Annotated in this window: 9 protein-coding genes; 5 read left to right on the top strand and 4 right to left on the bottom strand. The window is 75.0% G+C overall.

Annotated elements, in window-relative coordinates; genetic code table 11:
• Nucleotides 1-276 precede the first annotated feature (276 nt).
• Together ACZ6RT_RS24280 and ACZ6RT_RS24275 are read right to left on the bottom strand one after the other, a co-directional pair.
• The gene (locus tag ACZ6RT_RS24280) at nt 277-933 is read right to left on the bottom strand and encodes a response regulator (protein WP_470156288.1); all 657 of its coding nucleotides are present in this window, start codon (nt 931-933) and stop codon (nt 277-279) included.
• Nucleotides 930-2,084, bottom strand: a complete 1,155-nt coding sequence (locus ACZ6RT_RS24275; RefSeq protein WP_470156286.1) for a sensor histidine kinase — start codon at nt 2,082-2,084, stop codon at nt 930-932. Before ACZ6RT_RS24275 ends, ACZ6RT_RS24280 begins: the two co-directional genes overlap by 4 nt.
• Nucleotides 2,085-2,203: 119 nt before the next feature.
• Here ACZ6RT_RS24275 and ACZ6RT_RS24270 point away from each other — a divergent pair, with 119 nt between their 5' ends.
• Entirely contained in the window at nt 2,204-3,283 is a 1,080-nt protein-coding gene (locus ACZ6RT_RS24270) for a DUF418 domain-containing protein (protein ID WP_470156284.1), read from the top strand.
• Nucleotides 3,284-3,291: 8 nt separating this feature from the next.
• On the opposite strand, the gene ACZ6RT_RS24265 is transcribed toward ACZ6RT_RS24270, so the two are convergent.
• Nucleotides 3,292-3,675, bottom strand: coding sequence for a hypothetical protein (locus ACZ6RT_RS24265; protein WP_399192973.1), 384 nt, complete (start codon nt 3,673-3,675; stop codon nt 3,292-3,294).
• 60 nt (nt 3,676-3,735) lie between these two features.
• Nucleotides 3,736-4,590 carry a helix-turn-helix domain-containing protein gene (locus ACZ6RT_RS24260; RefSeq protein ID WP_470156282.1) on the bottom strand — a complete coding sequence of 285 codons (855 nt, stop codon included), beginning with the start codon at nt 4,588-4,590 and terminating at the stop codon, nt 3,736-3,738.
• A 210-nt stretch (nt 4,591-4,800) separates the two neighbouring features.
• On the opposite strand from ACZ6RT_RS24260, the gene ACZ6RT_RS24255 reads away from it, so the two are divergent.
• The 4 genes from ACZ6RT_RS24255 (at nt 4,801) to ACZ6RT_RS24240 (ending at nt 12,240) form a co-directional block, all read left to right on the top strand.
• Nucleotides 4,801-5,649: a nucleotidyltransferase domain-containing protein gene (locus ACZ6RT_RS24255; RefSeq protein ID WP_470156280.1), complete on the top strand. Its 849-nt coding sequence runs from the start codon at nt 4,801-4,803 to the stop codon at nt 5,647-5,649.
• Nucleotides 5,650-5,741: 92 nt separating this feature from the next.
• Entirely contained in the window at nt 5,742-6,959 is a 1,218-nt protein-coding gene (locus ACZ6RT_RS24250) for a hypothetical protein (RefSeq protein ID WP_399192979.1), read from the top strand.
• A complete protein-coding gene (locus tag ACZ6RT_RS24245) occupies nt 6,949-8,460 on the top strand; it encodes a hypothetical protein (RefSeq protein WP_470156278.1) in 1,512 nt (503 codons plus the stop codon). The genes ACZ6RT_RS24250 and ACZ6RT_RS24245 overlap by 11 nt, the downstream gene beginning before the upstream one ends.
• 729 nt (nt 8,461-9,189) lie before the next feature.
• Complete coding sequence (locus ACZ6RT_RS24240) at nt 9,190-12,240, top strand: coiled-coil domain-containing protein (RefSeq protein ID WP_470156391.1); 3,051 nt, start codon at nt 9,190-9,192, stop codon at nt 12,238-12,240.
• Nucleotides 12,241-12,280: the final 40 nt, after the last annotated feature.

Genomic DNA, 12,280 nt, shown 5'->3' with positions numbered 1-12,280 from the left:
TCCCCTTGGTTCACGGTGAGGTCTCGCTCAATCCGAGTTCACTACCCCTGGAAGTCGGGTGATTACCGCAAGTCCGAGTTAAACACGGATCAGACGATATAGATGTGGGATCAGTGCAGGTAGGAGGCTTCGCCGTACGCGAAAAGAATTTAATTCCAGAGTGATGTTTCCAATATGAACCGCAATTTCCTGATTTTTCCCAGCTCGGGGTTTTTTTCGGATGACCGATTCCGCGGCGATGCATACCGGTGGCACATCGGTGGCGTGCCGGTGCCCTCAGGGGCCGTCGGGCCCGCGGTTCTCCCAGGCCCAGGCGGCGATCTCGACCCGGTTGCGCACTCCGAGCTTGGTGAGGATGCCGGAGATGTGGCCTTTGACCGTGCTCAGCGAGATGAACAGCTCGGCGGCGATCTCGTGGTTGGTCAGGCCCCTGGCGATGGCCCGCGCCACCTCCGTCTCCCGTTCGGAGAGCGGCCGCCCCGGCCCGCGGGCGGAGGGGGCGGCGGCCGCCGTGAACCGGCGCAGCAGCCGCTGGGTGACCGACGGCGAGACCAGGGCGTCACCGGCGTCCGCCGCCCGGACGGCCTCGACGAGCAGGACGGGACCGGCGTCCTTCAGCACGAAGCCGGCCGCCCCGCCGCGCAGCGCGTCGTGGACGTACTCGTCGAGGTCGAAGGTGGTGACCACGACCACCCGGAGCGGGTCCGCGACACCGGGACCGGCCAGGAGGCGGGTGACCTCGATGCCGTTGAGCCGGGGCATCCGGACGTCCACCAGGCACACGTCCGGGCGCAGCCGCCGTGCCAGGAAGACCGCCTCGGCACCGTCGGCGGCCTCGGCGACCACGCTGATGTCGGGCTGGTCCTCCAGGATGAGCCGCAGGCCGCGGCGGACCATCGACTGGTCGTCGGCCAGCAGCACCCGGATCGTCATCGGCGGGCCCGCGCGGGGACGGGCAGGGTGGCGCGCACCGCCCAGCCGGCCCCCGGGCGCGGACCCGCGCTCAGCGTGCCGCCCAGGGCCTCGAGGCGTTCGCGCATCCCGACCAGGCCGTACCCGCCGCGGCGGGGGTACCCGGCCGGGACCGGCGGGGAGTCGTCGAGGACCTCGACGACGACGGATTCGCCGTCCCGGCCGACGCGGACCGAGACCGAGCGGGCCTGCCGGGCGTGGCGCGAGACGTTGGTCAGCGACTCCTGGACGACCCGGTGGACGGTGACGGCCACCTCCGGGGGCCACTGCGACTCGTCGGCCGAGCACAGCAGGCGCACCCGCGGGCCGCCTTCCCGCTCGCCGAAGCGCCCGACCAGGTCGCCCAGGGATCCGGGGCCGGCCGTGGCGGGGGACGCGTCGCCGTCGTCGCCCAGCAGGCCGACGACGCGCCGTACCGCGCGCAGCGCGTCGGACCCGGCGGCCTCGATCTCCGAGAACGGGCCCTGCGGTATCGCGGGCCGTCTGCGGGCGGCGAGCTGCGCGGCCTGGGCGTTGAGCACGATGCCGGTGACGTGGTGGGCGACGACGTCGTGCAGCTCCCTGGCCAGCGCCAGCCGTTCGTCACGGCGCACCTTCTCGACGGCGGCCCGGTGGCGGGCCTCGAACAGCCGCGAGCACAGCCCCGTGGCCAGGGCGGCCGACCAGGCGACGGCGTTCAGCAGCGTCACGGGCGGGAGCCCCGGGGACGGCGGGGCGGCGAACCAGGTGGCGGCGACCAGCCCGAGCCCGCCGGCCGCGACGGCGGCGGCGCGCGGCGCCGGGAGCGTACCGACCGCGGAGCCGACGAGCACGGCCAGTCCCAGGGCCATGGCGGGGCCGGGTTCGCTGGGCAGCGACGCGAGACGGGCGACCACCAGGGCGGCCCCCGCGACGGCCAGGCCCGCGAGCGCCGCCCGCGTCCGGTCGCGCCGGCGCGCCAGGGCGATCGCGCACACCGCCGCCCCGGCGGCGCAGCCGAACCACCAGCGGGCGCCGCCCCAGGTGATCGCGACCTGGTACGCCCACAGGGCGAGCGTCATCGCGGACACGACACCGAACCCGGCGTCGGCCGCGTTCCGTACCCGCCCGCCCGGCCGGTCCCGTACCTTCACGCCGTTCAGGCTAGAGGTCCCGGCCGCGCGCCGTACCGGCCGAAAGTACCGCCGCGGACGGCGCCGCCCCTGCCTTCGGCCGATATCCGGCACCGGGCGGGGCCCGCAGGATGAGGCCCATGCCACACGAAGATCCACTTTCGTCCGGGTCCCCCGGTACCCTCGCCGCGGCCCCGCCGGGCAGGCCGCGGATCGCCGCCCTCGACGTGCTGCGCGGGTTCGCACTGTGCGGGATCCTGCTGGCCAACGTCAAGCCGATCGCCAACGCCGGCGAGGTCGTCCTGCGACGTTCACCGGCAGGCCCGCAGGAGACGCACGACGGCTTCCAGCAGGTCATGGGCATGCTCGTCGACCAGCGCTTCTTCCCGATCTTCTCGCTGCTGTTCGGGATCGGGTTCTCACTGCTGCTGGCCTCCGTCACGGGCCGCGTCCCCCGCCCCCGGCTGCTCCTGCTGCGCCGGCTCCTCGCACTGCTCGCGATCGGCCTGGCGCACTTCCTGATGCTGTGGCAGGGGGACATCCTGACCGTCTACGCCGCCGTCGGCCTGCTGGTGCTGCTGCCCTCGACCTGGCTGCCGCGCGCGGCCGTGGCGGGCCTGGCCGTCGCGCTCGTCACGACGGCGCTGGTCCTCGGCGGCGACAGGACCGTGCTGGTCGCCGGGCTGTTCCTGCTGGGTTCGGCGCTGGTCCGCTACGGGGTGGCCGACCGGCTGGAGGACTCCACCCGGGTGCCGCTCCTGCTGGGCCTGGCCTTCGCGACGGCCGCGGCGCCCGCGCTGTGGGCGCAGACCGAACTGGCCGGCGGCATGGACGACCCGTACTTCGGCTTCTGGATCCACACGGCCGGGGCGCTGGTCGCGGGGGTGTACGTGTGCGTCCTGCTGGTGCTGCTCAGGACGCCGCTGCGACCGGTGCTGTCGGCCGTCTTCGCGCCGCTGGGCCGGATGGCGCTGACCAACTACCTGAGCGCCACGGTCCTGGTCCTGGGGGTCCGGCAGGTCCTGGGCTCCCCGCAGGACTGGTCCCCGGCCAGGGTGTACCTGATCGCCGCCTGCGTCCTCTGCGTCCAGTGGCCACTGTCGGTCCTCTGGCTGCGCAGGTACCGACAAGGCCCGCTGGAATGGCTCTGGCGCTGGGTCACCTGGGCCCGCCGCCCGCCGTTGCGCCGCGCGCCGGGACGGCAGGACTCCTCTCCCTAGGGCCGCGCTCAGATCGGGGCGGAGGCGGCGTGGTGCTCCATGAGAACGTCCGCCGTCAGGTAGCCCCCGCGGATCAGGTGACCCGGCGGGCGGGCGCGCAGCTCCCGGTAGTGACCGGCGATCCGGCTCGCCGCCACGGCCGGGACGGTGGCGCTCGTCCACAGCGGCCTGCGCCTGCCGACCGAGGCCGGGACCACCCACCAGAAACGGCACGCCTCGTCGATGCGGACGACGAGCCCGTAGTAGACGGAGACGACCGGCTCGCCCGAGGGCAGGCGGTGCACGTCGGCCGGGATGTTGTGCGCCCGGGCCAGCAGGGCCGCCAGTTCACCGGCCCGGAGGTCGACCGGGTGGGGCGCGAGCTCTCCGGGAGCGGTGTGATCAACGGTCACGCTGGCGAGGGTAGGGACCCGGCGGCCCCGGGCTCAACGTTGTTGCGCGATGTTGCGCGTTCACCCCGCGCGGAACGCCTCCGCCGCGGCCCGCAGCATGTCGCGGGCCTGCCGCCCGTACACGGCGGCGCCGCTCAGCGCCTGGAACGCCTTCTCGTACGCGGCCACGTCGCTCGGGGTGCGGTGCTGGATCTGGCCGGGCACGGTGTCGATCCGGACCCGGTCGGTGTCGTAGATCCAGAAGTTCTCCGGTGGCATGAGCGGCGGCCTGACCACGGCGGGGAGGATCCCGAAGGACACGTTGGCGACGCCGGAGGTCAGCTCCGCCAGCCGGTCGAGCTGGCCGGCCATCTCCTGCGGCCCGGCCAGCGGGGTACGGAGCGCCTGTTCCCCGACGACGAACGCGAACCGCTTGCCGCCGTCGCGCAGGACCTCCCGCTGCCGCAGCCTGGCCTCCACCGCGGCGTCGATGTCGTCGGGGATGCCGCGGAAGTCGATGACGGCGCGCAGGTGTCCCCGGGCGTAGTCGTCGGTCTGCAGCAGTCCCGGGACCGCGGAGTGCTGCCAGACGCGGAACTGGCGCGTCCGCTCGTACAGCGGCTGGAAGGAGCGCTGGACGTGACCGAGGCCGTTCTCCTCCAGCCGGCGCCATTCGACGTACATGGCGTCGATGTTCTGGGCGGCCGCGATGAGGTCGACCACCTGCTCGTGCGCGTCGCAGGCCTCGCACCACGTCCGGATGTCGGTCTGGTTGGGCATCTGGACCGCGTTCTCGATCTTGGAGATCTTGGTGTGGTCCAGGCCGGTCTTCGCCGCCAGCGCCCTCCCGGTCAGCCCGGCACCGGCGCGGAGCGCCTTGAGCCGGGCCGCGAGAATGCCCTTGGCCTCGTCGATGCGCGCCGTGGAGGTCGCCATCTCCGTCACCTCGTCACCGCAGGGGGGTTGGTCCTTCGACCGTATGCCGCGTATCACGACCTGTCGCGAAAATTGCGAATCGTTGCGTACGCCGTCGGCGTGCTCCTCCCTGTGCTCCGGCGGCGTCCGGACGGGACCGCCCCGTCCGCGCACGCGCGGAATCCCCGCCCTCCGGGACGGGCCCGGAGGGCGGGCACGACCGTCGCGGGTGTGGTCGAATGGATCATCATGGACATCGCCTTGGACGACGCGACGATGACGGCGCTCGCGCGACGGCTGGTGGAGGTTCCCGGGATCGTCGCGGTGGCGCTCGGCGGCAGCCGGGCCCGCGGCACGCACCGCCCCGACTCCGACGTCGACCTCGGGCTGTACTACCGGGGCGACCTGGACGTGGCGGCGCTGCGCGCGCTGGCCGTACGGGAGGCCGGTGAGGGGAGCGAGCTGACCGAGCCGGGCGGCTGGGGGCCGTGGGTCGACGGCGGCGGCTGGCTGACGATCGGCGGACGGCGGGTCGACTGGCTCTACCGCGACCTCGACCGGGTGCACCGCGTCTGGGAGGACTGCCTGCGGGGCCACTACGAGATCGGGACGCAGGCCGGGCACCCGCTGGGGTTCTACTCCCACGCCTACGCCGGTGAGGTGGCGCTCTGCCGGGTGCTGGCCGATCCCGGCGGAGAGCTCACCGAGCTGCGGGAGAACGCCCGGTCCTACCCCCCGGCGCTGGGGACGGCGCTGGTGGACGGGCTCTGGGAGGCGGACTTCTCGGTGGGCCTGGCCCGGTACGGGGCGGCCGGAACCAACCCCGCGTACGCGGCCGGGTGCCTGTTCCGCGCCGTCGGCGTCGCCTGCCAGGGCCTGCACGGCCACGCGGGCCGCTGGCTGATCAACGAGAAGGGCATGGTGGCCTCGGCCGGCCGGCTGCCGGGGGCGCCGGGGGACTTCGCCGCGCGCGCCGGGCGGCTGCTCGCGGGCGTCGGCGCCTCCACGGAGGAGATCGGGCGGACCGTCGCCGACGCGGCCGTCCTGATGGCGGAGGTACGGGCGGCCGTCGGCCGCTGACCGGGCGCGTGTCCCGCGCCACGGGCCGGGCGGCCGGGCACGTCCGCCCGCACGGGCCAGGAATGTCGGGCGCAGGCCTTACGGTAGGGCGCGTGCCAGAGACGAACCACGAGATCACGCTCGACTCGGCCCTCACCGAGGAGGCCGTGCTCTCCACCTACCGCCGCATGTTCGCGGCGCTCGCCCGCGACAGCGGCGCGGTGGTGGACGACCCGGCGCTCGTCGACATCGCCGAGACGCTGTTCGCGGCGTTCGCCGAGGCCGGCGAGGAGTGGCTGACCCACGAGCAGATGCGCCACGTCTGCCGGGCCTACCCGCTCGACCGGTTCGAGAACCGGCTCCGGGTGCTGCGCGGCCTCGGCGCGATCCGCGAGGTCTTCCCCAAGCCCAACCAGCTCCGCTACCGCGCGTCGTTCACCAGCGTGGTGGGGCTGATGTTCATCCGCCGGATGATGGACGACGGCGGCCAGTCGGAGATGCACCGGCTGCTCGCGCTGGAGGACCTCAACGTCGCCGACCCCGCCACGACGATGGAGGAGGCCCGCACCAGCGCGCAGAACCTCTCGCGCGCCTTCCGCCTCTGGGCGCTGGAGCTGATCACGCTGACCGGCGGGACCATCGAGGAACTGCGCGAGCAGGCGCCCAAGCTCTGGGGCACCGAGGAGATCACCCGGCGGGCGCAGAGCCTGCACGGCACCATCCTGAACCGTTGGCCCGACCTGGACCGCACCTGCACCGAGCTGCGCGCCGCGATCTACGCCTACAGCGACGCCTCGCGCCGCGCCGCCGGACGGCTGGCCGACTCCGCCGGTACGACGAGGAACCTGACGCTGCTCCCCGCGGAGACCTGGCGCACCTTCGCCCAGACCGCGAGCAAGGAGCGTCTGGCCGCGGTGCTCGACGGCTTCGTCTTCGACGCCCCCGCTCCCTGGCACGACCCGGCGGCGATCGTCCGGGCCGTGGACGAGAGCCCGCGCCCGGCCCCCGCCCAGCCCACTCCCCCGCGTTCGGCCCTGCCCGACCCCGGTCCCGCCGACACCTACGACCCAGGCACCGGCGGCCTGGACCACCTGACCTCGGTGGCCGAGGCCGCGCTGGCCGGGCGTTCCTCGGCCCGGCTGGAGCAGTTGCTCACCGCCGACGGCGAGTGGGTCTCGGCCCGCCGCCTGCTGGCCGACCTGGTCGCGGCCGATCTGCGCCCCGACTCCCCGTACCGGCTGCGCTGGTCCGACGGCCTCACCGCCGATCCCGCGGCCGAGCCCGCCTGGCTCTCCCACGGCCGGCTGGAGAGGACCGGCGGTGGCGACTGACCCGCACGCCCTCCCGGTCACCGGGGTCGCCGGGGCGGCCGGTGACACCGGAGGCTCCGGAGGCTCCGCGGCCGTCGAGCCCTCCGCGGCCGGGGCCGCGGCCGTCGGGCCCTTCGTGACGGAATCCGTTCCCGAGCGGCCCGAGGTGGCGCACGTCCGCGCGCGGGCCGGGGGTCCGCTCCGGCTCGGCACCGGGCGACCGGCTCCGCCGGGGATGGCGCGGCTGGGACGCGGTGACGGCACCGGCCTGGCGCTGCCGGTCTGGCCGGACGGCGTGACCCCCTCGCTCCTGGAGGAGTACCAGGTCACGCCGGTCGCGGTGGAACGATCCGGGGAGACCCGGCGGGTGCTGGCCGCCGCGCTGCGCTGCTGCTGGACCGACCTGTCCGCCGACCCCTGGCCCGGTGTCCCGGCCCCGATGGACGACGTGCTGTCGGCGTACCGGGCGCTGATCGGGCGCGGCGACGACCTGATGCGCAACTGGGCGATCGGCGCGCTGCGCCGTCTGCACGACTCGGCCTGGCTGGAGGTCGCCGACGGCCATGTCCGGCTCGGTCCCCGGTGCGCCTCGTGGCCGGCGTCGTCGCACGCCCAGCTGCGCGAGCTGATGCGCCGCCTGCCCTCGGGTGAGGAGGCGCGCGGAGGTCCGGCGGTCCTTCCCGTCACCGCCGACGGCGACGCTCTTCACGACCGTCCCGTCATCGCCGACGGCGACGCTCTCCCCGACCGTGCCCCCGGCGAGGACGCTCCCGACGGCAGGGCTTCCGACGGCGGGACTCCCGACGGCGGGGGTCCCGGTGACGGTGCTCCCGGCGAGGGTGCCGGCGCCCTGGGTGACGACGCTTTCGGCGGACCCGGCGGGGAGTTCGAGGCCGCCCCGAGCGTCAGCGCTCCGGAGAACGTGGACGAGGACCTGCTCGGCCCCTTCGACGAGCGGCGCAGGGCCGAGATCGTGGCCGCGTTCATGGCGGTGGAGCACGCGGCCGAGCCGGTGCACGAGGCCCGCTTCCCCGCGCTGCGCGAGCCCGCGCTGCGCCACACGCTGGCCGGGATGCTGGAGCGCCGCGGCCGGGTTCTGATCCACGAGCGCGAGACGTGGACGTCGGGGTACGCGGACGGCGTGACCGCGGGGATGGGCCCGGTCCTGGGCCAGGCCGAGCGGGCGGTGCTGGTGCTGGTGCTGATCCACTCGGTGGCGATCCCCCGGGCCGACGGGCTCCTTCCCTCCGACAGCTGGCTGTCGCCGTTCCCCGCCCAGGTCGACGAGCTGCGACGGCACACCCGGCTGCCGATCGGCGAGCTGGAGGCCGCGCTCCGCGTCCTGCGGCACGCGGGCCTGGTGACCCAGGTGAAGGCGGGTGAGGAGGCCGGTGGCTACGTGCCGGGTCCGCAGTTCCACCGGCTGACCCCGCAGGCCAGGCGCCGCCTTCAGGAGGAGCTGATCCTCGCCGCCGGTCCGCACACACCGCTGGCCGCGGCCGTACGGGCGGCCCGGCGATGAGAGGGTGTGAACCGGCCACTTCACGACGGGCCACCGCGGCACGACGACTCACCCTGGCACGACGGGCCACCCTGGTGCGACGTGCCGTCTTGGTGCGACGGGCCACCCTGGTGCGGCGGGCCGCCGCCCCGGTGCGACGGCACCTGGCGAGCGACCGCCGAGGGCCGTTGCGGGGGCGGCACCGGGCGAGCGACACGAGTCCGGCGGCACCGTCCGGTAGCCGGTGACGACGGCCACCGGGTGACGTGCCGAACCGGGCGACGTCCCGGGACGGGTGGCGTCCCGGGACGGCCTCCCGGAGCGAACGGCGTCCGGGACGGCGACCGGCGCAGTACCGCCGGGACGGGCTCCGATGTCGTGAGCAGAACGCAGGAGCCGTGAACACGATGGAAGAGGGGAACGGGGTTGACCGACCAGCGGAACCAGGCCGCGAAGGGCTCACGCGGGAGCAGCGCGAGGAGCGCGCCCCCCGACAGGGGCGCCTCCGGAGCCGAGGCCGCTCCGGCCATGGAGCCCGGGGACGTACCCGCTCCGGCCGCGGCGTCCCCGAGCGTGCCCGCTCCGGCCACGACCTCCCCTGGCGGGTCCGCCCCCGCGACGAAGGGGCGGGGCAGGGGCGCTCGGGCCACGGAGGCCCGTGACGTGCCCGCTCCGACCGGAATTCCCGGGGTCTCCGCGGTCTCCGGGGTCTCCGGGGTCTCGGCCGGGACGCAGGCCACCCTGGTCTCCGTGGACGTCCGGGCGGGCGCGCCGACGGAGAACGTGGTGGGTGACCGGGTGCTGGTCGCCGTGCAACCGGTCAACATCTCCCGGCTCTCGACCCACCCGGTGCCGACCGTGCCGGGCACCCTCATCGTGGTCGCGGGTGCCGGGCCGAAGGACTCCAACGGCGCGGGCAAGTCGTCGTTCATCGCGATGATCACCGCGCTGCTCGGGGACGAGCAGTGGCGTTTCGCCTCCGGCGCCAAGTCGGTCTCGGAGCTGCTGTTCAACGCCGAACTCGCCGCGGGCGGTGGCGGCCGGACCTGGGCCAGCGCCGGCCACGGCTACATCATCGGCGTCTTCGCACCGCCCGATCCGGCACCCGACGACGTCCCGCACGACGCCCCCGGGCGTCACCCGGCGCACGACGTCCCGCCCGGCGACACCTCGTCCGGCGACACCTCGCGCGACGACGACTCGCTGGACGCCGTCACCGTGTGGCTGCGGGTCAACCAGGAGGCCCCCCACCTGGAGATCAGGTGGGTCCCCGGGATCCACCTGGCCTCGGCCGCCTCTGAGGCGGAACGGGTGGCGCGGGCGGACGAGCTCTGGGCGGCGCTGCCCCGCTCGGCCGGACGCCGCGACGTGGTGGCGCGCGACCTGACCCGGTTCCTGTACGGCGACCGGGTCCGATGCGTGTCCTTCCTGTCCACCTCGGTACGGAGCAAGGTCGCCACCAACCTGCTCTCCCAGCCGCTCAACGAGATCTCCCCCGAGCGGGTCTTCGAGGCGATCGCCGCGCTGACCGGCCTGGACGCCGAGCTCGACCAGGAGCGGGAGGCCCGGCGCGACGAGCACGCCCGGCGGGTCCGCGCGACGCGGGCCGTGGAGCTGCTCCGCGAGTTCGAGGACGAGTCCCGCACCCTGCTGGAGACCTTCGACCGGCGCGACCGGGCCCGCGTCCGGCTGGCCGAGGCCCTGCGCTGCTGGCGGGGACGGCTGGCGCGCAGGCTCGTCGACGCGGCACGGCGGGACGAGGCGCTGGCGGTGGAGCTGGAACGGGTTCGGGCGGCGGGCGACCGCGCCGTCGAGGCGATCGGCGAGGTGCGGGCGGAGATCGCGACGCTCAAGGACGACACGCTCGAACGGGGTCTGGCCCAGGCCCGCAGGGAACTCGCCGACCTGCAGTCGCACGCGGCGAAGCTGGACGCCGACCGGGCGGTGGCGGAGAACTCCGTGGACGAGCTGCGCGGCTGGATCCCCGGCCTGGAGGAGCAGCGCCGCCTGGCCGACGGGCGTGACGTGACCACGGCCGGTGCCGAGCTGGCCGCGGCCGGAACGCGGCTGAACGAGGCGCTGAAGGCGCTGGGCGTGGCCGACCGCGAGAGCGAGGGGGCCAGGGCCGCGCTGGACGACGCCGAGGGCGGCCCGGCCGCGGCCCAGCTGAACGCGCTCGCCGAGGCGGGCGTGGGGGCCACCGGCCTGCTCGACGCCATCGACGTCGCCGAGCAGGCGCGCGACCAGGAGGGGTCCGACGGCGACGGCCGGGCACCGTCCGCGCCGGGGGCTCGGGGGTGGCCGCACGAGCACGCGGTGATCGTCGACGCCGCCGACCTGGAGGCCGCGGCACGGGCGCTGGGCGCGCTGCCCGGTTCGGTGCTGGTCAGCGCCGCCGGAGTGACCGTGGTGGGGTCGTTCGAGGTGGCGGTCACCGGCAGGGAGGCCAGGATCAAGGCCGCCGAGCAGCGTCTGCACCGGGCTCGGGACGTCCAGGAGAGCGCGTCGGCGGCCGTGCGGTCCGCCGAGGACGCGGTGGCCGAGGCGGGCAGGCGGCTGGAGGGCGCCAAGGCGGCCGTGCAGCTGACCGACATCGAGCGGCGGCTGTCCGAGCGGCGGCACGCGCTGATCGAGCTGGCCGAGGCGCTGGCCGCGATCGCGCCGAAGGTGGGCGAGGCGGAGCGCCGGGTGAGCTCGCTGGACTTCCGGTCCCGTACGCGCACCATGGAGGTCGAGCGGCTGGAGGGCCACCGGGCGCGGCACGAGGCCGACCGGGACCAGGCCGCGGAGCAGGCGGCGCGGATCACCGCCGACCGCGAGGCGCTCGGCCTGGACGCGCTGGCCGGGGAGTGGGGCGGCACCGCCGAGGGGGCCCGCGACTGGCTGGACGCCCTGGACGAGCAGGAGCGCCCGCTGACGGCCGAGGAGTGGTGGCGGGCCGCCGAGCGACGGCTGGACGAGGCGCTGCGCGACACCTTCCCCGGCGAGGACGAGGAGATGCCCGAGGAGCTTCGGTTCCTGGTCAGGGAGCGGGCCGCGCCCGGTGCCGGGCGTACCGCGCGAGAGCAGGCCACGTTCCCCGGTGTCTGCTCGGCGCTCGCCTCCTACCTGCGCGGGCAGGAGGAGTACGAGCGGCACCGGCGGCGTCAGATCGAGACGCAGATCGTCACCCGGCAGCGCGACCTGACGGCCGCGACCCGGGGAGCGGAGGAGGCCGCCCGGTCCACGGCCGCGCACCGGGCCGCGCTGACCGCCGCGATCAGGGCGCGGCTGGCCCGGGTGGCGGAGGAGTTCGACAGGCTCGACACCTCCTACGGAGGGTACGGGGCGACGCTGGAGTTCCCGGTGCCGCCCGCTCCCGCCGATCCCGAGCAGCGCTGGGCCTGGCGGGTGACCCCCAAGTGGCGCCGGGGCGAGGGCCAGGGGTTCGTGCCGTACGACCGGCGGGCCAACACCGCGCTGATGGACGAGAAGGCGGTGAAGCTGGTCTGCGCGGCGGCGATCGCGTCCTCGGGCGGCGGGCACCTGTGCCTGGTCCTCGACGAGCTGGGCCGCAACCTCGGCAAGGAGCACCGCAGGGAGGCCGTGGCGCTGTTCCGCCGGATCGGCGAGACGTACGGGATCACGGTGATCGGCGCGCTCCAGGACGACATGGAGCCCTACGCGGTCGACGCCTGCGGGCAGTACGTCAAGCTGCGCCGTTCCTCCGACGCCATGCCGTACAACGAGCCGCCGGTCGTCATCGGTCACGACGGTCACGACGCCCGGGTGCGCGCCCTGGCCGCGGCGGTGAGCCGGTGAGCGGGCCGTCCGCAGGAGAGTGAGCGGCCCCCGGGAAGGA

Source organism: Streptosporangium sp. NPDC050148, from assembly GCF_055586505.1.
Note: the sequence above shows the minus strand (reverse complement) of the source record. Positions and strands in the feature narration are given on the sequence as shown.